At 61.6% G+C, this 20760-nt stretch carries 16 protein-coding genes; 7 read left to right on the top strand and 9 right to left on the bottom strand.

The genetic code is table 11. From position 1 onward, the window contains the following. The first annotated feature begins 113 nt into the window (after positions 1 to 113). The 3 genes from glgP to QMK33_RS01480 all read left to right on the top strand — a co-directional run bounded on the left by glgP (position 114) and on the right by QMK33_RS01480 (position 3826). Complete coding sequence (glgP, locus tag QMK33_RS01490; protein WP_283562769.1) at positions 114 to 1763, top strand: alpha-glucan family phosphorylase; 1650 nt, start codon at positions 114 to 116, stop codon at positions 1761 to 1763. A gap of 173 nt (positions 1764 to 1936) precedes the next feature. Continuing rightward, the gene (locus QMK33_RS01485; RefSeq protein ID WP_283562768.1) at positions 1937 to 3004 is read left to right on the top strand and encodes a T9SS type A sorting domain-containing protein; all 1068 of its coding nucleotides are present in this window, start codon (positions 1937 to 1939) and stop codon (positions 3002 to 3004) included. 162 nt (positions 3005 to 3166) lie between these two features. Continuing rightward, a complete protein-coding gene (locus QMK33_RS01480; protein WP_283562767.1) occupies positions 3167 to 3826 on the top strand; it encodes an SOS response-associated peptidase in 660 nt (219 codons plus the stop codon). 35 nt (positions 3827 to 3861) lie between these two features. On the opposite strand, the gene QMK33_RS01475 is transcribed toward QMK33_RS01480, so the two are convergent. The 5 genes from QMK33_RS01475 to QMK33_RS01455 all read right to left on the bottom strand — a co-directional run bounded on the left by QMK33_RS01475 (position 3862) and on the right by QMK33_RS01455 (position 12261). Beyond that, on the bottom strand, positions 3862 to 6273 hold the full coding sequence (locus tag QMK33_RS01475; protein WP_283562766.1) for an MG2 domain-containing protein: 2412 nt from the start codon (positions 6271 to 6273) through the stop codon (positions 3862 to 3864). Positions 6274 to 6320: 47 nt separating this feature from the next. Beyond that, positions 6321 to 7391, bottom strand: coding sequence for a DUF4249 domain-containing protein (locus tag QMK33_RS01470; protein WP_283562765.1), 1071 nt, complete (start codon positions 7389 to 7391; stop codon positions 6321 to 6323). A gap of 118 nt (positions 7392 to 7509) precedes the next feature. Beyond that, positions 7510 to 8688: a DUF4249 domain-containing protein gene (locus QMK33_RS01465; protein ID WP_283562764.1), complete on the bottom strand. Its 1179-nt coding sequence runs from the start codon at positions 8686 to 8688 to the stop codon at positions 7510 to 7512. Between the two features lie 3 nt (positions 8689 to 8691). After that, a complete protein-coding gene (locus QMK33_RS01460; protein ID WP_283562763.1) occupies positions 8692 to 11466 on the bottom strand; it encodes a TonB-dependent receptor in 2775 nt (924 codons plus the stop codon). 51 nt (positions 11467 to 11517) lie between these two features. After that, positions 11518 to 12261 (bottom strand): hypothetical protein, encoded by a 744-nt coding sequence (locus QMK33_RS01455; protein ID WP_283562762.1) that lies wholly within the window; start codon positions 12259 to 12261, stop codon positions 11518 to 11520. 177 nt (positions 12262 to 12438) lie between these two features. Here QMK33_RS01455 and QMK33_RS01450 point away from each other — a divergent pair, with 177 nt between their 5' ends. Next, positions 12439 to 13644, top strand: coding sequence for an alpha/beta hydrolase-fold protein (locus QMK33_RS01450; protein WP_283562761.1), 1206 nt, complete (start codon positions 12439 to 12441; stop codon positions 13642 to 13644). On the opposite strand, the gene nth is transcribed toward QMK33_RS01450, so the two are convergent. The 3 genes from nth to QMK33_RS01435 form a co-directional block, all read right to left on the bottom strand. Continuing rightward, on the bottom strand, positions 13572 to 14267 hold the full coding sequence (gene nth, locus QMK33_RS01445; protein ID WP_283562760.1) for an endonuclease III: 696 nt from the start codon (positions 14265 to 14267) through the stop codon (positions 13572 to 13574). The genes QMK33_RS01450 and nth overlap by 73 nt on opposite strands. Positions 14268 to 14449: 182 nt before the next feature. Further along, positions 14450 to 14635 (bottom strand): hypothetical protein, encoded by a 186-nt coding sequence (locus tag QMK33_RS01440; RefSeq protein ID WP_283562759.1) that lies wholly within the window; start codon positions 14633 to 14635, stop codon positions 14450 to 14452. Then, entirely contained in the window at positions 14613 to 15248 is a 636-nt protein-coding gene (locus tag QMK33_RS01435) for an RNA polymerase sigma factor (RefSeq protein WP_283562758.1), read from the bottom strand. Before QMK33_RS01435 ends, QMK33_RS01440 begins: the two co-directional genes overlap by 23 nt. 315 nt (positions 15249 to 15563) lie before the next feature. Here QMK33_RS01435 and QMK33_RS01430 point away from each other — a divergent pair, with 315 nt between their 5' ends. The 3 genes from QMK33_RS01430 (at position 15564) to QMK33_RS01420 (ending at position 18233) form a co-directional block, all read left to right on the top strand. Then, positions 15564 to 16424: a DUF6263 family protein gene (locus tag QMK33_RS01430; protein ID WP_283562757.1), complete on the top strand. Its 861-nt coding sequence runs from the start codon at positions 15564 to 15566 to the stop codon at positions 16422 to 16424. 32 nt (positions 16425 to 16456) lie between these two features. After that, entirely contained in the window at positions 16457 to 17158 is a 702-nt protein-coding gene (locus QMK33_RS01425; RefSeq protein ID WP_283562756.1) for an alpha/beta fold hydrolase, read from the top strand. Positions 17159 to 17243: 85 nt separating this feature from the next. After that, positions 17244 to 18233 carry a glycoside hydrolase family 43 protein gene (locus tag QMK33_RS01420; RefSeq protein ID WP_283562755.1) on the top strand — a complete coding sequence of 330 codons (990 nt, stop codon included), beginning with the start codon at positions 17244 to 17246 and terminating at the stop codon, positions 18231 to 18233. Between the two features lie 162 nt (positions 18234 to 18395). On the opposite strand, the gene QMK33_RS01415 is transcribed toward QMK33_RS01420, so the two are convergent. Beyond that, positions 18396 to 20708 carry a patatin-like phospholipase family protein gene (locus QMK33_RS01415; RefSeq protein ID WP_283562754.1) on the bottom strand — a complete coding sequence of 771 codons (2313 nt, stop codon included), beginning with the start codon at positions 20706 to 20708 and terminating at the stop codon, positions 18396 to 18398. Positions 20709 to 20760 lie beyond the last annotated feature (52 nt).

Genomic DNA, 20760 nt, shown 5'->3' with positions numbered 1-20760 from the left:
AAATACATCGACTTACCTTGCCGCCCCGCTAGCTTTAGGGTGCGGGCGCTTCCTTTACTGCTCCGAACCGCCTTAGCAACAACCAAGTACCTACGCACCACTCCCTTTTCTTCATGGCATTTCAATTTAAAATGGCGGCCCCAGCGGCCAAATACAAGGCGGCCGCGGCTTACTTCTCGATGGAGTTTGCCCTCGACCAGAGCCTGAAAATTTATTCGGGGGGCCTGGGCTTCCTGGCCGGCTCGCACATGCGCTCGGCCTACGAGCTCAAGCAAAACCTCATCGGCATCGGCATGCTGTGGACCTACGGCTACTACGACCAGGTGCGCAACCCCGACCAGACCATGAAGGCCGAGTTTCTGCACAAGCAGTACTCGTTTCTGGAAGACACCGGCATCGTGTTTCCGATTACCATTCACGACGCCCAGGTGTTTGTGAAGGCGCTTTACCTGGCCCCCGACACGTTTGGCACCGCGCCCATGTTCTTCCTCACCACCGATATTGAGGAAAACGACCACCTCTCGCGAACCATCTCGCACCACCTCTACGACCCCGACGCGGCCACCCGCGTAGCCCAGAGCATTGTGCTGGGCGCGGGCGGCGGCCAGCTGCTCGACATCCTGGGCCGCCAAACCGACATCTACCACCTCAACGAGGGCCACGGCCTGCCGCTGGCATTTTTCCTCTACGCCAAGCACAACCACGACCTGGCCGAGGTGCAGAAGCGCCTGGTGTTCACCACCCACACGCCCGAGCTGGCCGGCAACGAGGAGCGCCCCCTCAAGCTGCTCCAGGACATGAGCTTCTTCGCCGGCGTGCCGCTGGATGAAATTCGCCGGGTAGCCCGCCTCGACGGCGATACGCTCAATTACACGCTCACCGCCCTACGCTTTGCCCGCAAGGCCAACGGCGTGAGCAAGGTGCACGGCGAGGTGGCCCGCGAAATGTGGGGCCACTACGAGGGCATTTGCCCCATCATCTCCATCACCAACGCCCAAAACGGCACCTACTGGCGCGATACCCAACTGGCCGCCGCCCTCAAGGCCAAGGATGATGCCGCCCTGCTGGCCCGCAAGCGCGCCATGAAGGTGGAGTTTTTCAAAATAGTGGCCGACCAGACGGGCACGCTCCTCGACCCCGATGTGCTGACCATTGTGTGGGCCCGCCGCTTTGCCGCCTACAAGCGCGCCGACCTCATCATGCATGATTTTGAGCGCTTTGTGAAATTGGTGAGCAATGACGAGCGCCCGGTGCAGGTTATCTGGGCGGGCAAGCCCTACCCGAAAGACTACGGCGCCATCGACATTTTCAACAATATTATCCGCAAGACCAAGCGCCTCAAGCGCTGCGCCGTGCTCACGGGCTACGAGCTGGCATTGTCGGCCGAGATGAAGAAAGGCTCCGACCTCTGGCTGAATACCCCGCGCTACCCGCGTGAGGCCAGCGGCACCAGCGGCATGACCGCCGCCATGAACGCCAGCGTGAGCGTGAGCATCGCCGACGGCTGGATTCCGGAATTTGCCGAAGACGGTGAAAACTGCTTCCTCATCACCCACGCCGACGTGACCCTGCCCGACGAAACCAAGGACACTATGGAGGCCGATAACCTGCTCACCGTGCTCGAAAAAACGGTGGTGCCCATGTACTACGACCAGCCCAAGCAGTTCCTCAAAGTGGTGAAAGCCAGCATGAAGGACGTGGAGCCCGAGTTCGAAAGCGGCCGCATGGCCAAGGAGTACTACGAGCAGCTGTACAAGGCCTAGCAACCGGCCCCCGGCGGCCCGGCAACGCTAAGCTCACTTTCAAACCCCATTTGACGCAAGTCAGATGGGGTTTTTGGCATTTTAGGCTAACACCCATTAAAAAGAGCAACCAATTGGCTAGATGCTAGTTAGCTCATAGATGGTTATTCACTAAATCCTAATCTGTTACGCCAATGCGCATCAACCAGGTACTCCGCGTTAGTTTTCGCCACATAGCGCTGCTGCTGATGCTGCTCAGCGGGGCCGCGCTGGCGGCCCACGCCCAAACGCCTCCCCCGAACGATTCCCTTGGCAGGGCCCTGCCCATTGCCTGCGGGCAGCGTCTGGTGGCCAGCACGGCGGGGGCCCGCGTGGCTAATGCCCCGCGCGGCACTTGCGCCGGCGGCTTCCTGGGCACGCCGGGCCTGTTTTATCGGTTCACGGCTCCTACCAGCGGCACGTACCAGGCTAGCACCTGCGGGGCCGCTAAGGATTTTGACACCCGGCTGTTCGCATTCGACCTATACAGCGGCTGCCTCGGCGGCAACGACAACGCGCCGGGTTGCGGCAGCGCGTCCACGCTGTCGTTCCCGGCCACGGCCGGCGTGCAGTATTATCTGTTCGTGACGGGCACCAGCCCCACGGCCACGGGTGCTTTCGAGCTGAGCTTGCAGTGCAGCTTCGTGGATTCGGTAGCCTGCGTGAAACCCAGTGGCGTGCGGCTCACGCGCCTGACCGATTCGGTGGCCAGCGTTTCGTTTGCGTCAGTGGCGGGTGCCTCGGGCTACCAGGTTACGTACCAGGCAGCGGGCGGGCCGGTGCAGGTAGTGGCCCCCGCTCCGCCAACCCCGCCCGTGTTGCTGCGGGGCCTGCGGCCGGGCGTGGGGTACACGGTGAGCGTCTCCACTATCTGCCCGCCCGCGCCCAGCCAGCCCACGACCACCAACTCGGCCCGCGCTACCGCCCGGCTGGCCGGGGTGCTGGGGGTAGCGGCCGCCCGCACTGGGGCGGGCATCCTCGAGGTCTATCCCAACCCCGTTACCGGCGGCCGCCTGACTTGGCGGCTACCCGCCGGCCTGGCCGCGCCCGCGGCCACCGTGCGTTTGTTCAACGCGCTTGGCCAGACGGTGCTGAGCCAAACCCTGCCCGACGCGGGCGATGCGCACACGTTAGCAGTGCGCAGCCTGCCGGCGGGGTTGTACACGCTGTGGGTGCAGCGGGCCGATGGAGCGGCGAGTAGTCAGCGCATAACGCTGGAGTGAAGTGCGTAGGAAATTATCTCAACTACTTGAAGCAGCGCGTTTAAAATTAAAAAGCCTGCTTTTTATTGATGCCTACAGATTATGTCTACTAATCTGATAAGGCAGTTGGGCCGTAAAAGGGGATAGTTTATCCATTTCCCGATAATTTCCCTTTTAGCCGCTATGTGTGGTCGCTACACCCTGATTACCCCCGCGCCAGCATTGGCAAAGCGTTTTAACGCCCAGCCTACCGCCCCCGCGCCTACGTTCAACGCCGCGCCCTCGCAGGCACTGCCCATTATTACCAACGCCGCCCCCGGCCAGATTCAGCTGGTGAAGTGGGGCCTGGTGCCCAGCTGGAGCCGCGACCCGGCCACGGGCCCCAAGCCCATCAACGCCCGCGCCGAAACGCTGGCCGAGAAGCCCAGCTTTCGGCAGCTGCTGGCGCGGCGGCGCTGCCTGGTGCTGGCCGACTCATTCTACGAGTGGCAGGCCACCGAGCGGGGCAAGATTCCGCACCGCATTCTGCTGCAAAGTGAGGAGCCCTTCGCCTTCGCCGGACTGTGGGACGAGTGGCTCGACCGGAGCACCGGCGAGCTGCATCCCACCTTCACCATCATCACCACCGAGCCCAATGAGCTGATGGCCAGGCTGCACAACCGTATGCCCGTTATCCTGCCCGGGCCCGAGGCCGAGCGCGCCTGGCTCGCCGACGACCTGGGCGCCGCGCAACACCAGCAGCTGCTCTTGCCCTACGATACGGCCCTAATGAAGGAATACGCCGTCACCACGCGCGTCAACTCGCCGGCCCATAACGATGCTGAGGTACTGGCAGCGGCATGACGCGCGGTTTAGGCAATTTATTGATTTGCAAATACTTACAATGCAGGCTTCACATCCAGCGTGAAACTGGTGCTGCCCAGTTGCCCATCTTTCGTAAGCCCTTGTGCCACAACTAAATAACGGCCAGCCTGGTCGGAGGTGAAAAAGTCGAGCATCTGGGGCTGGCCGGCGGCCAGGCGCACGTCGGGGTTCCAGTAGAGCAGGTTGCGCAGGTCGGGCAGGCGGCTGCGCTGCTGGGCCTCGGTGTCGTAGTGCGGGGTGTAGAACTCGCGCGGCACCTGCATGGCCTCGTACTCCTCAATGAGCGCGTGCGGATTGAGCGGATAGCCGCCCAGGTCGCCCTTGTAGGTGCTAAAGCTCACCACGCCATCGTACACCTGCTGGCCCAGAAAGTAGCGGTTGGCAATTACTTGCAACCGCTTGATTTTCAAAGGGTCGAAGGCCATGAGCTGGTTGATGTTGAACACGGGCAGGCCATCGAGCAAGGTTAAGGGGTTGTCTTGCAGGTTGAGGTGGCGCGGGCGGTCAATCACCACGAAGTGGAAGCCGTCTTTGCGTTTGCGCACCAGCACGGCCGGCACGTACTCGCGCATCACGTCTTCCAGCGACGGAAAGCGCGTGTAGTCATCGAGCCGAAACTGCTCGTCGGGCTGGCCAAAAAAGGCGAGCGTGTCGCTGGGCACGGCGCGGTAGCGGGGCGGCAGTGCCTGAAACTCGCGCTGCGCCTGCACCTGCAAGTGCCTTTTGCTGAGCGCAGTAGTCAGGTGGGTGGCTAGCGGGGCCAGCCCCGGCGCGCTGCCGCCGCCACCCGCCGTGAAGGGGCTGAGCAGCTCCAGCCGGCAGGTGCTGTCGCGCACCGAGTTGGTTTGAAAAACCAGCTTGCGCAATCCGTAAAAATTGGGTAGCTCAAACTGCACCAGGCCATCGGCCCGGCTCAGAGAATTGGCAAAGGTGAAGTGGCGGCCGGGCAGCGACAGGTACGCGGGCACCCCGCTGGCGGGCGCGCCAGTAGGCTGGCTGATACGGCCTTGCAGCAAGTAGCCGTTGAGCTCGGGCGGGTAGGTATTGACGGGAGCCTGACCCGCCACCACATCCTCCCACTTGAAGCGCCGCCAGCCCTGGGTGAGCATGAGGTTGTCGGCCGCCAGCTGGGCCGTGGCGCTGGAATCGCGGAAGTAGTAGCCCGCATCCTCAATAAAGCCGGGCAGGTCGGCGGCCAGCAGCAGGTAGCTGCTGATGTCGGCCGGGGCCGGGGTAGCCAAGGAATCGAGCCGGTACACGGCCAGCGACAGCGCCGCCGGCTGCGCCGTGCCCACTTGCAGTTGCACACGGCTGCGCGGCCCATGCGCCGCCGCCGAAGCCTTACCCTGAATAGCCAGCGGGTGGCTGGGCCGCCGGAAATACAGCCGCTCGCCCACCGGCCGCTGCCCGCTAAACACCGTGAAATGCGTGATACCCGGCCGCAGCCGCCGCTTATCGACCTGAAACGTGGCGCGCCCGCCCGCCAGCGGCGCCGTGGCGGCTACCGTCACTTGCTGCCCGGTGTGGGCCAAGAGGCGCAGCGGCTCGGTGGATGCGCTGCCCGGCGCCGTTTGCACGGCCACGGTCAGCTGGGTTGGGCTGTCATCGGTCACGAGCATTGCGTAGCCTTGCTCGGCCACGGCGGGCAGCTTGCTGGTGACCACCGCGCCGCCGGGCAGCCGCACGGTGGCCTGGTAAGCGGCCCCCGCCGCGGCCGGGGTAAGCAGGAAGCTGCCCAGGCCAAATTTCAGGGTTTGGAAGCTGGCTACCGTGGCGCCGGTAGCGTCGGCTACCGTGCCAGTGGCGGCTACACTATTGCCTTGCTGGTCAGTTACTTTGAAGGCAACCCGGCCCGGCAAGCCCCGCACCAGCTGGCCGCCTTCGGGAAAAAACTGCACCTCGTAGGCTGGGCCGGCCTGCGCCGTGGGAGGCGCCACCGGCATGGCCTGCAAGGTGTTGACCACCGTAATGGGGCAGTGGAAATAAAACGCCGGGCCGGCGTTCTTCATCCAGTTGGTGTAGGCCCGCACCGTGTAGCGGCCAGTGGGCAAATCAGTCGGCAATTCAAATGCGCCCTGGCCCATGGCTTGCACGAGGGCGATTTTGGCTTGCAGCACGGGGCGCTGGGCGGCATCGAGCACCTCCACATAGGCCACTTTGCTCATGGCCAGCGGCCGGTGCGCGGTGCCCTCCACGGCGTAGGCTTTAAACCACAGCGTTTCGCCGGCCACGTAGGCGGGCCGGTCGAGGTGCAGGAATAGCTGCTCTGTCAGTGCCTGCCGCTGGTACTGCCCCAGCTTGCGGCCTAGGGTGGCCAGCGAATCGGGTGCCTGCGCGTGGCTAGGAGCGGTGGCCAGTACTGCCAGTACTACAAGTAAGCCTGAACTCCAGTTGCGAGCGGAAAGCACGTGGTAGGGTAAGCGCATAAGTAGCAGGAAATAGAAATAGCTTCAGAAATGAAATAAGCAGATTACTACCAGAAGCTGGGCTTCATGTTGGTGCCCCGCAGGCGGCAGTCCACACACTCGCGGCTCGAACCGGAAAAACCCATTGGCGAACGGTCGAGCGGCACGTTGCCAATATTGGTATAAAGTTCGCCGGGTGCATCCTCCGTAAAAGTGCACGTCTGGTAGGGCGTCTCAAACACCCAATTATTGGGAAAGGGCAGTTCTTTGCGGTCGATGAAAAGGCGTTGGTGCTGGGTAGTGTGTGCGCCGACAAAGCCTAGCACGGGCTCCTGGGCTACATCAATGCGATGCACATTGCCAGTGAGCTGAGTGGGCAGCGGGTCGTTGGCGGTGCCCACGGATTCCGTGTTTTTGCGCAGTAACTCGTAGTAGGCAAACTCCTCAGCCGTCTGGCCTACTTGACTTACCAGCACGCTATACCGGATTTTAAGGCGCTCAGCCCGGTTGGGAATGGTGAGTATAGGAAAATCGGTGAGCACATTCTGGCTAAGCTGCGCCGTACGGGTCTGTTTTATGGCAGATGGCTGCTCGGTGCGCCAGCATGTGTAAATAGGCGTAACCCGAAAACTGAGGTCATCAGTCTTCGGAAAATACTCGAAATAGGAGCGGTAGGCCGCGGTAAACTCCCAGGTTTCGACGAAGCTCCAGCGGTAGAAGCGCGCCTGCTGGGCGTCGTCGTGGGCACTGACCTTTATGTTCACTTGGTTGCCGGTGAGTTGCCAGGCTAGCTTGTCGATGGGGGGCGTTACCTTCAGCGGGACCAGGGCCGAAGCGTAGGCGGCCCCACCGGTGGTGGTGATGCGTAGCTGGTACTGGCGGCCAGGGGGCAGCGTCAGGCTATCGGACTGGTAGGAGCCCGCCGTTTGTTCACTCAGGTTATAGCGCGCCCCCGTGTTATCGACCACGAAGAGCTTGGCCCCCTTTTCGGCGGGTGGGGGCGTGGTGGCCGAGAGGTTGGCGGTGCGGGCGAGCTTGATGCGGGTGCGCCCGTTGCCGTTGATAAAGCCATCGACCACCAAAAAGCTGGCCGGCGCATCGAGCACGGCCGGTACGTAAGGCTCTACACATCCTGCCAAGGCAAGAGTTAGGTATAAAATACTAATTAGTAGTATTTTAAATCTCATCATTTAAAAGCCAACGTGCTTATTGACTAGCTGTTGAAGTTGAGTATGCGGCAAGACTCTCGCAGCTTGCCTACCAGAAGCTGGGCTTGGTAGTGCTACCGCGCAAGCGGCAATCGGCGCAGTCAGCGGAGGCACTAAGAATGCCATCTCCAAAGTCGGGGTCCGAAATAAAGTCCAGCGGTATGTTGGTGGGGGAAGCGAACAAGGCGATAACCCCTAGCCTATCACAGCCGCCGCCACTGCAAAAATACTGAGGGTATGCGGCGCAGGTAATGTAAGGGGTATCGTATTGGGATTCAGCAAGTGGCGGCAATTCAGTGTGGTCAATGAAGAGGCGTTGTTGCCGTACGGTGTGCGCTCCTACGAAGCCGAGTACGGGCTCACTGGCCTCGTCTACGCGGTGGATGTTGCCGGTAAGTTGGGTAGGTAGCGGGTCGTTGACGGTGCCCACGGCCTCAGTATTTTTCCGTAGCTGCTCGTAATAAGCAAATTCCTCAGCCGTCTGGGCTACTTGGCTTACCAGCACGCTATACCGGATTTTGAAACGCTCGGCCCGCTTAGGAATGGTGAGCAAGACAAAATCGGTAAGAGCATCCTGGCTAAGCTGAACCGTGGAGGTTTGCTTGATGGTGGATGCTCGCTCGGTACGCCAGCAGGTATAAATCGGCGTCGTGCGCACATCCATCATTGATAATGGAAATGGTGGTTTCGCGTAGTATTCGATATTGGAGTGCAGGCCAGCGGTAAACTCCCAGGTTTCGACGAAGCTCCAGCGGTAGAAGCGCGCCTGCTGGGCGTCGTCGTGGGCACTGACCTTTATGTTCACTTGGTTGCCGGTGAGTTGCCAGGCTAGCTTGTCGATGGGGGGCGTTACCTTCAGCGGGACCAAGGCCGAGGCGTAGGCGGCCCCACCGGTGGTGGTGATGCGCAACTGGTACTGGCGGCCAGGGGGTAGCGTCAGGCTATCGGACTGGTAGGAGCCCGCCGTTTGTTCACTCAGGTTATAGCGCGCCCCCGTGTTATCGACCACGAAGAGCTTGGCCCCCTTTTCGGCGGGTGGGGGCGTGGTGGCCGAGAGGTTGGCGGTGCGGGCGAGCTTGATGCGGGTGCGCCCGTTGCCGTTGATAAAGCCATCGACCACCAAAAAGCTGGCCGGCGCATCGAGCACGGCCGGTACGTAAGGCTCTACGCAGCCCGTTAAGGTAAAGGCTAGACTCAACGTGCTGATAAAAAGGCTAGTAACTCTCATGTTTTAAAAGCGAAAATTATACGTAACCGTCGGAATGGGCTCGCCAAAAATTGACAGCTTGTAGCCTTTCAGCTGCCCATTAACCGTTTGAAAATAAACGGAATACGGGTTGCGCCGGCCCGTCACGTTGTAGATGCTTATCGTCCAGGAGCTGTGGGCCAGCTTGTGGATTTTGTGGCTGCCCTCAATGTTGAGGGCGAAGTCCATGCGGTAGTAGTCGGGCACGCGGTAGGCGTTGCGGTCCGAGTAATACACGCGCAAGGCGTTGTCGATGTAGTACTTAGCCAGTGGCAGCGTGATGGGGCGGCCGGTGCTGTAGTTCATGTTGAGCGAGGCGCTGAAGCGCTGGCTGAAGCGGTAGTTACCCACCAGCGTCACGTCGTGGGGCTTGTCGTAGTTGCTGGCGTACCAGGCGCCGCCGTTCACCACGTCGGTGGCGGTGCTCACCTGCACCAGCGAGCGGGCGTAGGTGTAGCTGAGCCAGCCGTTGATTTTGCCGGTGTTTTTGCGCAGCAGCACTTCCACGCCGTAGGCCTTGCCCTCGGCGTTCACGAGGTCGGTTTCGAGGCGCGGGTTCAGCAGCAGCACGGCCCCGCTCTTGTAGTCGAGAAAATCGTGGATTTTCTTGTAGTAAGTCTCCACCGAAAACTCGATGGTATTGCGCTTGAAATTGCGGTAGTAGCCCAGCGAAACCTGGTCGCCCACCTGCGGCCGGATGTAGCCGTCGCTCAGCTTCCAAGTGTCGGTGGGCGATACCACCGTGGTGTTGGAGAGCTGGTGAATGTACTGGCGCATGCGGTTGTAGCTCACCTTTACCGACGAGTTGTCGGTGAGCTCAAACTTGCCCGAGAGCCGCCACTCGGGGCCGTTGTAGTGGGCAAATACCTGGTTTTGGCCGTAGGTGGTAGTGCCCGTAATCGTGCTTACGCTGCGCGAAATACCCGGGATGTACTCCGACACCGTGCGCGGCCCCAGCGCCTGGTAAAACGAGTAGCGCAGCCCTGCCTGCACCGAAAACCGGGGGCTCACGTCAAACCGCTCCGAGGCGTACACGGCGCTTTCGAGGGCCCGCTCGTGCTGAATGTTGGTAGGCAGCAGCAGCGACTTGTCGCCCGCCGGCAACTGGTCGCCGGGGGCTGTGTTGTAGAGCAGCGAGCTGGCCCCGAAGTCCAGGGTGTGCTTGGGGTGCACCAGGTAGGAGAGGTCGGCCTGCACCGACGACTGGTTGAGGCTGTAGGCAAACGTGCTGGCTGAGAACTCGTTGCGCGTGGTGGCCAGGTTGAAATCGTAGTGGCTGGTAGTGCCCAGCAGCGTGCCGTAAAACTTGTCGTTGAAGTCGTGCTTCCACTTCAGGCTGGCGGCCGCGTTGCGGTACTCGTACACCGTGTCGCTGGCCAGCCGGAAGCGGTCGTGGCTGAGGTAGCCGGTGGCCGACAACGAGTTATGAGGGTTGAAATCGTAGGTGAGGTAGGCGCTCAGGTCATAGAAAGAGGCCGCGCTGTTCTTGAGCGTGGGGCTGGGCACCTTCTTCAGCAGCCAATCGGAGTACGAGGTGCGCCCGCTCACCAGAAACGAGCCCTTGCCCTTGGCCAGAGGACCTTCCAGAGCCAGGCGGCTGGTTAGCAGGCCAATACCGCCCGAGGCGCCGAATTTCTTGCGGCTGCCCTCGCGGCCCACAATATCGAGCACCGAGGCCAGCCGCCCCCCGTAGCGGGCCGGAATGGCGCTCTTATACAGCTCCACCGACTGCACCATGTCGGGGTTGAAGGCCGAGAAAAAGCCGAACAAGTGGGCCGGGTTATAAATGGTGGCCCCGTTGAAAAGCACCAGGTTTTGGTCGGTGCCACCGCCGCGCACGCTAAAGCCCGTGCTGCCCTCGCCAATGGTTTTGACGCCCGGCAAGGCCGTGACCACCCGCAGCAGGTCCGACTCGCCAAACACGGTCGGGATTTGCTTTATCTGCTTGATATCCAGCTTTTGCACGCCCATTTGCATGCTGCGCACGTTGCGGTCCTTCTGGCCCTGCACCACTACTTCGGTCAGCGAGGTCACGTCGGCCAGCACTTCCAGGTCGAGGCGGCCGTCGCCGTGCACCCACAGCTGGCGGCGGGTGCTCCGAATGCCGAGGCCCCGAATGTTGAGGTTGTGCCGGCCCACCGGAATCGTGAGCGAGTAGTTGCCCAGCTTATCAGTGGCCGTGCCGATGTTGGGCGAGTCAATAAACACGGCCGCCCCCAGCACGGGCGCGGTGGCCCCGCCCGTGCGCACCGTGCCCGTGAGCGTGGCGCGGCCCCCGGCCGGCGTGGCCTGGCGCGGCCCAATCTCATACACCCGAAACTCGGATGTGCCCGTGGCCGGCGGCCCGCTAGGCCGCACGGGCGCAATGGCCAGGTCGGGTGCGGGCGCCGCGCCGGGCGGCAGGGTCTGAAAAACGCCTTTGGGCACCTGTGTTTGCAGCGGCCGCTCGGGCGTCACAAATACCCGGTTAGTAGCCTCATCAATAGCGAATTGCAAAGAGGTATGCGAAAATACCTGCGATAGCAAAGCCAGCAGCCGCAGGTTATCGACCTGCACATGCACCGTTACGGTATCGAGGGTAGCCGTTTTGAAATAAAAGCGGTAGGGCGTCTGGGCCTCCACTCGCCGCGCAAACTCTTCAAAGCGTATTCCCCGAAAATCGCCGCTAATAGTAGGGTTATTCTGCTGGGCCAGGGTAGGTAGCGCGCTACCAGCCAGCAGCCCGGCCGCAAGAAAAACAACGAAGTAGAAACGGGGCATAGAATGCAGATGGAAAAGGAAAGAGACCGCTCGCTGCGGCAGTTGCGCCGGCTACTGCAGCAGCGTGTAGTAGTAGCGCAGCGCTGCCAGCGCCGAGGCCTCCTGCTGCGCCGCGCCAAAGCTCAGCTTGTGCTGCTGGGCGTAGCGCTGCACCTCGTCTTTGTGAGCAGGCAGCAGCGCCAGCAGGTTTTTGAGGCTGCTTACCTCGGCCGTGGTGCGGGCCGTGCGCACGTAGAGCTTATCGGTCTGCCCGTATTCCAGGCGCAGCTCTTGCTGCACGTAGGTTCTTTGTATTTTTTTGGTATGGCTGGCCAGCAGGCTTACCGGGCCGCTCAGCAACAGGTCGTAGTAGCCGGTGGGTAGCGTTTGGCCGGCCGAGTCGGCCACCAGCCGCACAAACCGATGCCCGCCCAGCGTGAAAGCGCTGACCCCGCCCGGTACCAGCGTATAGGCCGCCGCCTGGCCGGGGTAGCTCGCCACCACTTGGCCCAGCGCCAAGTCGTAGCGCAGCGGCACGTCCCCGAAAGCCGCCCCGCGGTACACCACCGTGCCCGGCTGCGGCGCAGCATCCAGAAAAAACGGATGGCTTTTGGCACCCGGCTGCACGTAGTCCGCATACTCCGGCCCGCTGAAGAGCAGTGACTCGGGCCGCACGATGCGGGCATATACCTCGCCCGCCCCCGCCACGGCTGCCGCAAGGGCACTGGAGTCGGCCGGGGCCTGCGCGGCGGCATAGCCCGCGCTGGCCAGCCCCAGCGCCAACCCATAGCCCACCCGATAAAGTAATTTTGGCATCAACCCCACGTAGTTAAAAAGACAGTATCTACCCTCACTTGCACCGCCGTAGCTGGCAGCAAGTTGCAATAATACCGCCGAGGCCGACAACTTAAGTATTCTGTTACTACCCGTGTGGGATAGTCAGGGGAAGCCGACTTCTACACCGCCCTAATTCAGCGAAAGGAAAATATAAAGATGAAGAAAATATTTTCCCGGTTACTCACCCGCCTGCGCCGCCACGCCGCCCGGTTACCAGTCACGTTCCGGCTCACGGCCCTGCCGGCTAATACGCCGGCTGGAGCCACTATTTACCTCGCCGGCTCGTGCAACGGCTGGGTGACCGACGACCCGGCCTACGCCTTCGCCTTCGACGCTGCCGCCGGCGACTACTACCTCACCCTGCCGCCCGGCCGGGGCACGCTCGACTATAAATTTTGCCGCGGCAGCTGGGTCACCATCGAAACCGATGCCGCCAACCGGGCCGTGCCTAACCGGCGCTACTTGTTTGGGCAGAGTGAGCAAGTAATTGAGCAGCAAATACTTAATTGGGAAGACCAGGGTGGCAGCATTCCGCCGCGGCAGCACTCGGCCTCGCCCAATGTGCATATCCTGGCGCCCGCGTTTGCCATGCCGCAGCTGCGGCGCACGCGCCGGGTGTGGGTGTACCTGCCGCCCGGCTACGAGGGCGGCACCGGCCGCTACCCGGTGCTGTACCTGCAAGACGGCCAGAATATCTTTGACCAATACACATCCTTCGCCGGCGAGTGGGGCGTGGACGAAACCCTGGACCAACTCGCTGCCAGCGGCCTCGACCCGCACGGCTGCGTTGTAGTAGCCGTGGACAACGGCGGCCCGCACCGCCTCGACGAGTACTCGCCCTGGCGCAACAAGCGCACCAAGCGCGGCGGCGAGGGCGCACAATACGTTGACTTTTTGGTTGATACCCTCAAGCCCTTCATCGACCATCACTACCGCACCCAGCCCGCTCGCGATAGCACCGGCGTAGCCGGTTCCAGCATGGGTGGGCTACTGGCCACCTACGCGGCCCTGCGCTACCCGGCCGTGTTTGGGCGGGTAGGCGTGCTGTCGCCGGCCTATTGGTTTGCCGCGCCGGCCCTGCTACGCTACGTGGCGGAGCAGCCGCCCCGGCCCGACACGCGCTGGTATTTTGTGTGCGGCACCCAGGAAAGCCCCACCATGGTGCCCCTGATGGCCGCCGTGCACGACGCCCTGCACGCAGCCGGTGTGCCCAGTAATAGCCTAAATTTCAGGGCTCTGCCCGATGGGCTGCACGCCGAATGGTTTTGGCGGCGCGAGTTTGGTCAGGCTTATCGCTGGCTCTTTGCCGAAGCCGCGGCGGGCTTGCCCGCCGCGGCGGCCCCCAGCACTTCCTTGGCGTAGTAGGCGCAAGCATCGGTGAGCGGGCAGGCGCTGCACTTGGGCGAGCGGGCCACGCACACATAGCGGCCGTGTAAAATCAGCCAGTGGTGGGCCTTCGGAATTACGGCCTGCGGAATGTACTTTACCAGGCCTTTCTCCACGGCCAGCGGCGTGGTGGCGGTTTTGGGCACCAGCCCCAGCCGGTGCGACACCCGAAAAACGTGCGTGTCCACGGCCATCGCGGGCTGGTTGTAGATGACGGATACCACCACGTTGGCCGTTTTGCGGCCCACGCCGGGCAAGCGCTGCAACTCCTCAATGGTGCTGGGCACTTCGCCGCCAAACTCCGCCAGCAGCAAATGCCCGAGGCCGGCCAGGTGCTTGGCTTTGTTATTGGGGTATGATACGCTGCGGACAAACGGAAAAATATCCGCCGCCGAGGCCGCGCCCAGCTCGGCGGCCGTCGGAAACTGCGCCAGCAGGGCGGGCATCACCAAGTTCACGCGCTTGTCGGTGCACTGGGCGCTCAGCACCACGGCCACAATCAGCTCGTAGGGGTTGCGGTAGGCCAGCTCCGTTTTGGGCTCCGGAAAGTTGGTGGTGAAGTAGTCAATAAAGCGGCGGAACCGTTCGGGGCGCGTCATTTTGTTGGGGAGGGCTATCGCTTCTTAAAAGAAAACGTCATGCTGAGCTTACCGAAGCATCTCGCGTGGGGTGGTAACTCAATCGTTCGACGAATTTGAGTTACCACCCCACGCGAGATGCTTCGGCAAGCTCAGCATGACGTGCTTTTGGTATTCTTTTTTACCTGATAAAAGCCTGCTGGCTAGCGCATAAATGTGCGCGAGTACTGCAAGATGGCCGCCGTGGTGGCCGGGCGCGGGACGCGGGCGAGGCGGTCGAGGGTGCGCTGGGCCAGCAGCAGGTCGGCGCAGGCGCTGGCCAGGGCGGGGTCGTGCAGCAGGGCTTCCTCGAAGTCGTGCTGCTCGTCAGCCGGCAATTCGTTGTACACGTAGCGAAGCAACGTCGGGTGGGGTAAGGTTTGAATCATACAGGAGCGAATGAGCGGCCATTTTTTTCCGCAGGTTGATGAGCGCATAGCGCATACGGCCGAGCGCAGTATTGATGCTAACGCCGGTTGCGTCGGCTATTTCCTGAAAGCTCATGTCGCCGTAGTGGCGCATTAGTAGTACTTCTTTTTGGGCAGTGGGCAATTCCTGAATCAGCTGGCGCAGGTGCGCGTGGCTTTCCTCGCGGCCTAATACGTCGTCGGCTGACTCTTCGGACAACTGTAACGAGTTGGCGAGCCCCATATTGTCATCAAGGCTGGTCTGGGGCACTCGCTTGGCCCGGCGAAATGCGTCGATGGCCAGGTTGTGCGCAATGCGGCACAGCCAGGAGCCAAACTTGCCTTCGTCTTGGTAGCGCCCGCTTTTGAGGGTGTGGATGGCCTTAATGAAGGTATCCTGGGTGAGGTCGTCGGCCAGGTCTTCGTCGCGCACTACCAGGTGAATGGTAGTGTAGACCCGCGCCTGGTGGCGCTGGAGCAGCTGGGCAAATGCCGCTTCACGGCCGGCCAGGTAAAGGTCGATGAGCGCAGAATCGCTCGGCTGCAAGGGTTCCATAAAGGGCTACGGGTTATTGGGGGAACGTAGAGCTTCTGGTCGATAGGCAGCAGGTAGAAAGTAGAGGAATGAGCGGAAAGTGAAGCCGCTATAATCAAGCCAAATGTAACAGGTGGGCCGCAAGTTGTGCAAATTAGCATTGCCTAAGGCGCAACTTTATTTTGCGCTTGCTGTAGCGCCGGCCCCAACGCGGGTACCGAGGGCCCTGGCGCCCTGCCGGGCTGGCGAGGCAGCTCAGCTTTTTGGCTCAACTTAACCACCAGTGGGCCGTTGTATAGGCAGCGCGGCCCATTTCACCGCTGCATTTCTATGAGCGTGACTTCTTCTTTTACCGGATTGGTAGTGGCAGCTTTGGTTTTGAGTGGTTGCGGCAGCCCCTCCGAGGCTACCAAAGATGAAGCGGTGAACCTGAAATTTAATTTTGCGCCGGGCAGCAAGTTTACGTACGCCGTTGAGAGTGACCAGCAAATAGATGCGCCTGGCCAGAAAATAGGCCAGTCGATAACCATGGTAAGTAGCTACGCGGTGCGGGCTGGGGCCGGAACGTCAAAAAACCTGACCGTGTCCTACGACCGGATAGCCATGAAAATGGAGACGATGGGCCACAAGCTGGCCTACGACAGCAATGACCCGGGCACCAAAAGTAGCCCCCTGGCCACCATGGGGGGCTTAGTGGGCAAGTCGTTTGAAGCCACGCTCACCGACGAAGGCAAAGTGACTGCTATTAAAGGCGCTGAGGCCCTGGTGAACGGCACCGTAGACCCGGCCAGCCCCAATGCTGCCGCCATGCGTGCACAGTTGAATAAGTCATTGAACGATAGTACTTTGCGTGGTGATATGGAACAGTCGTTCTACATTTACCCGGGCCACGCAGTGAAACCTGGCGACACGTGGTCCAGAACTATCAAGCTGGCAGTGGGCCCCCTTAGTATTCGGGCGGCCAGCATCTATAAGCTCACCAGTATGAGCGCCGGAGTAGCGCACCTAGGCATCATTAGTAAGCTGGAGGGCCAGGGAGCAATGGACATGGACGGCACGCAAACCGGCACCATGGACGTGGAGCTAGCTACTGGCATGTTACTCGATAGCAAAATTGCCCAAACGCTAACTAGTAAAGCCGGCGCGCCCACCGCAAAAATCACCACCACTATCCATATCACCGGCACCAAAAAATAAGGCTTAATATTCTGAATTCTAGCTGACTACACATGACTACTTACCTTGCCCTGCACTACTGGGCCGGCTCCGGCCACGAATTTGAGCCCCTGTTGCCGCTGCTGCCGCCCGGCAGCCACCTGCTGGCCCCCGACCTGCCCGGCTTTGGCAGCCAGGCCGCCCCCGCCGGCTTCGACTACTCCGTGGCCAGCTACGCCGATTGGGTAGCGCAGTATGTTGAGGATAATAAACTAGTTGATTATCAAATAATTGGCCATAGTATGAGCGGCAAAATAGCCCTGGCCCTGGCCGCCCGCCAGCCGGCCGGGCTGCGTGGGCTGCTACTACTGTCGCCCTCGCCGCCTACGCCCGAGCCCATCAGCGACGCCGACCGGGCGGCCAGCCTGGCTGCCTACGGCCAGCGCGCCGAGGCCGAGAGTACCTTCACCAAAATCACCAGCATTCCGCTTTCCGACGAGCAGCGCGCGCAGGTGATTGCCGACAACCTGCGCACTACCCAGGCCGCCTGGGATGCCTGGCTGCTGCGCGGCTCGCGCGAGGACATTTCGGCCCTGATGCCCCGTATTGCGGTGCCCTGCCGCCTGCTGGTGGGCGAAAACGACCGCGCCATTCCGCTGGCCGCCCAGCGCCAGCAAACGCTGCCGCTGCTGCCCGCTGGCTCGGCCCTGGTGGCCGTGCCGGGGGCCGGCCACCTGCTGCCGCTGGAAGCTCCAGAGGTTATTTTCAGCGCGTAGGGTAGGCTATAGCTTGCCGCCACAGGTATAAAGTCTTAAAAAGCAGTAACTTATTTAACGACTGGCAAGCTAAAGCTTACTATAGATGGCTATCTACCAAAACCCCGTGCTGGACTGCGACTTTCCGGACCCTAGCGTGCTGCTGGCCCCCGACGGCTATTACTACGCCTACGCCACCCAAACCAAGCACGCGGGCCAGGTGCTCAACTTCCAGGTGGCGCGCTCCCGCGACCTGATGAGCTGGGAGCACCTGGGCGAGGCCCTGCCCACCAAGCCCACCTGGGCCGCCACCAGCCAGCGCTTCTGGGCCCCCGACGTGAGCCGGCACGCCGATGGCCGCTACCTGCTCTACTACTCGGCGCAGCCCAATGACCCGGCCGCTGGTCTGTGCCTGGGGGTGGCCGTAGCCACGCAGCCCGCCGGCCCGTTTGTGGATAGCGGCGCGCCGCTGCTGGCTGGCGGCCCGGGCTTCGAAAACATTGACCCCATGCGTTTTGTGGAGCCTGGCACCAGGCGGCAGCTGTTGTTCTGGGGCTCGGGCTTCGGGCCGTTGCGGGTGCGTGAGCTGGCCGCCGACGGGCTCAGCTTCGTGCCCGGCAGCGCCGCGCAGGTGGTAGTGGCCCCGCTACCTATTGGCGACAAAACTGCCTACGGCCACCTCATAGAAGGTAGTTGGGTGCACTACCGGGCGGGTTGGTACTACCTGTTTTACTCGGGCGACAACTGCTGCGGCCCCGATGCTCGCTACGCGGTGCTGGCCGCCCGCGCCCGCCAGCCTACCGGCCCCTACCAAACCCTGGCCGCCGCTACCGATACGGCGGGCACCATCCTCACCGAAAACGCGCGCTGGCAGGCCCCCGGCCACAACTGCCTCATCACCGACGCGGCCGGGCAAGACTGGCTGCTCTACCACGCCATCGACCGGGAGCAGCCCACCTACGATGCCCTCAACGCCGAGCAGGGCTATTCGCGCCGCGTGCTGCTGCTCGATAAAGTGACCTACAGTGCGGCTGGTTGGCCGCAGGTAGGTACACCCTCTGCCACGCCGCAGCCGGGGCCGGTAATGAATAAGTAATTGATTGTCTATTAGACAATTACTTAAAAAATACGTCATATTGAGCTTGCCGAGGCATCTCTACCACATCGTTGAATTATTAATCCCAACTGTGCGGTAGAGATGCTTCGGCAAGCTCAGCACGACGTGCTTGTGCTACCTGATACCTGCTCCTTATTTTACCTAGTCCAGCGAGCGGCCCCGGAACAAGATGTAGCCCAAGTGCGCGTACAACCCAAATCGGTTGTTAGGATTAGGGTCATCGTAGTAGAGCGCGTGCAGCGCCAGCGGCCCCACCGGCGTGGTGAAGATGAGGCCTGTGGAGGCCGTGAGGTAGGGCCGGGTTACGCCCGAAGTATGGTCGGCCACTTGGCTTTTATCCTGAAACTCGGCAATATTGACGTGTGCAAAGAGCTCGGAGCGCCACTCCAGCTTGCCCAGCACCAGCTGCGAGTAGCGCACGCCCGCGGCTGCAAAGCGTGGCGAGCGGTAGCGCTCCAAAAAGCGGGTGCGCGAGTCGGGCAGCGGCGCAAACAAGGGAGCCGTGGTTAGCGAGGAGCGATAATTGAAAAACCCGCCCTGGCCGCTTATCATCAGCTCGCCGAAGTAGCCCCACGAAGAGCGGTCCTTTTGCAGCGCGAAATAGCGCTCATACGTGCCCCTGAACTGTAGCCATTGGTGGTGCTGCGAGCGCTCGCCCAGGTCCTGAAAGTTGGAGGTAGAGCCGGGGTTATACACCTCCGTGCCCGTGATGCCCCGCAGGGTAACGATGGCGCGCCGCCCGCCGGTAGCGTACTGCTTGCGGTTAAGCGAGTTGCGGGCAAAGCGAATGGCCGCTGTAGCCCCCTTAAAGGAGGTACGGTCGAGGAAGGCCGACGAGGAAATATCCTGTAGGTTCGAGTAGTTATCAACGTTATAAAAGGCCCCCACGTCGAGCACCATGCGCGAGCGGTAGCGGGGCGACACCCCAAACTGGGCCCCTATTTTGGTGTCCTTTTGCTTCACCTGGGTGCTGAGGGCATCGCTGCCCAGCAGCACGCCCGTCTGCTGAAAATCCCACTGGTTGTAGGTGATAATGGGCGAAATGTAGAACGGCAGCTTGCCTGGCGCATTCACCCGGAAGGTGGCCTGCGCCCCGTTGTAGAAGCGCCCCACGCTCACGTTGGCCGCCGCCGAGTACAGCAGCCGGCGCAGGTAGCGAAACTCCACGCCCAGGTACAGGCTCTCGATGGGGCGGGTGCTGAGCGTGAAGCCCAGGTCAGCGGCTACGTTGTTATTGCGCTGGGCATCAATGCTAAGTACGTAGCCCTTCAGCTTCTCGTCGTAGCGAATGCGGGGATAGATATTGCGGAAATAATCGTCGGAGGCCAGGCGGTAGTAGCCTTCCTCCAGGTCATCAATGGTGTAGGTAGAGCCACTGCGCTGGAAAAAGCTGCGGGCATACTCGTTCTGGTCGGCCCGCAGGCCGTGCACCTCCACCTCCACAAAGCGCGGGCTAGGCACGCTCTGCTGAAACGCAAGGCGGCGGCGCTGCAAGTCCACCGTATCCACCCGGCGCGTGATGCGCTGCTTCAGCTCGTCCATCTTGAGCTGCGTGGCCGTGTCGCCCTCGGCGATGAGCGTGCGCACCTTATCAAAGTCGGCCGCACCCAGGCTGCCCAGGTCGGGCTGAATATAGATGCCATTTTTGCCCACGCTGTTGGTGTCGGCCACGCTCGAACCCAGAAAAACCAGCGTGCTGGTGAGCAGCGCGTCGTCTTTTTTATAGGGATACTTCTTGAGGGCCACGTCGCCCACGTTCACCCCAATCATGATGTCAGGTTTGAAGTCCTTGCGCATCACGTTGGTGGGGAAGTTATTCAGCACCGCCCCGTCAAATAAATAACGCCCGTCGAGGTTGCGAATGGGCCGGAACGCCAGCGGGTAGGCCATGGAGTTGCGCACCGCATCAGCGAGCAAGCCCGATTTCTGCACCACTTCCTTGCGGGTAAACACCTCGGTGGCCAAGGCGCGATAGGGTACAAACAGGTTGTCGAAGTCGTATTTGGCGGCGGCGGCGGCCGGCGCCAGTAACCGGGCCAGCGCAAAATTCAGGTTAAGGTCGTTGACGAGCGTTGGGGTGATGGTAGCCTTAAACGTGGAGTCGATGGCCAGCCCCAGGCGCAGCGATGATGGGGAAGGCTCGGCCGTAAGAAAGTTGTACGTCTTGTCGGGCAATACTTTGCCGTTAGCCCAGTTCTGAAATTCCTCCGACAGCACAATCTGCTCAATGTCGCGGGGCGAGTAACCGGCCGCGTACATAGCCCCCACCACGGCCCCCATGCTGTTGCCCACAATGTAGTCGATGGGAATGCCATTGGCTTCCAATTGCTTGAGCACGCCCACGTGCGCCAGGCCCTTGGCGCCGCCGCCGCTTAGTACCAGGCCCACGCGCTGCGCCTGCACCGGCACCAGCATCCCCCACATTATCGCCAGGCACAGTAACTTTTTATACATAAGGAAGAAAAATAGGACTGCAAGTTACGTGCGGTACCTGCCTGTACTTCTC

The sequence above is a fragment of the Hymenobacter sp. H14-R3 genome (assembly GCF_030063445.1).
Taxonomy (GTDB): Bacteria; Bacteroidota; Bacteroidia; order Cytophagales; family Hymenobacteraceae; genus Hymenobacter.
Note: the sequence above shows the minus strand (reverse complement) of the source record. Positions and strands in the feature narration are given on the sequence as shown.

What these genes read in the sequence shown, in the direction of transcription:
- glgP (WP_283562769.1), top strand. Translation starts at nt 114, where the DNA reads ATGGCATTTCAATTTAAAATGGCGGCCCCAGCGGCCAAATACAAGGCG.
- QMK33_RS01485 (WP_283562768.1), top strand. Translation starts at nt 1,937, where the DNA reads ATGCGCATCAACCAGGTACTCCGCGTTAGTTTTCGCCACATAGCGCTG.
- QMK33_RS01480 (WP_283562767.1), top strand. Translation starts at nt 3,167, where the DNA reads ATGTGTGGTCGCTACACCCTGATTACCCCCGCGCCAGCATTGGCAAAG.
- QMK33_RS01475 (WP_283562766.1), bottom strand. Translation starts at nt 6,273, where the DNA reads ATGCGCTTACCCTACCACGTGCTTTCCGCTCGCAACTGGAGTTCAGGC.
- QMK33_RS01465 (WP_283562764.1), bottom strand. Translation starts at nt 8,688, where the DNA reads ATGAGAGTTACTAGCCTTTTTATCAGCACGTTGAGTCTAGCCTTTACC.
- QMK33_RS01460 (WP_283562763.1), bottom strand. Translation starts at nt 11,466, where the DNA reads ATGCCCCGTTTCTACTTCGTTGTTTTTCTTGCGGCCGGGCTGCTGGCT.
- QMK33_RS01455 (WP_283562762.1), bottom strand. Translation starts at nt 12,261, where the DNA reads ATGCCAAAATTACTTTATCGGGTGGGCTATGGGTTGGCGCTGGGGCTG.
- QMK33_RS01450 (WP_283562761.1), top strand. Translation starts at nt 12,439, where the DNA reads ATGAAGAAAATATTTTCCCGGTTACTCACCCGCCTGCGCCGCCACGCC.
- nth (WP_283562760.1), bottom strand. Translation starts at nt 14,267, where the DNA reads ATGACGCGCCCCGAACGGTTCCGCCGCTTTATTGACTACTTCACCACC.
- QMK33_RS01435 (WP_283562758.1), bottom strand. Translation starts at nt 15,248, where the DNA reads ATGGAACCCTTGCAGCCGAGCGATTCTGCGCTCATCGACCTTTACCTG.
- QMK33_RS01425 (WP_283562756.1), top strand. Translation starts at nt 16,457, where the DNA reads ATGACTACTTACCTTGCCCTGCACTACTGGGCCGGCTCCGGCCACGAA.
- QMK33_RS01420 (WP_283562755.1), top strand. Translation starts at nt 17,244, where the DNA reads ATGGCTATCTACCAAAACCCCGTGCTGGACTGCGACTTTCCGGACCCT.
- QMK33_RS01415 (WP_283562754.1), bottom strand. Translation starts at nt 20,708, where the DNA reads ATGTATAAAAAGTTACTGTGCCTGGCGATAATGTGGGGGATGCTGGTG.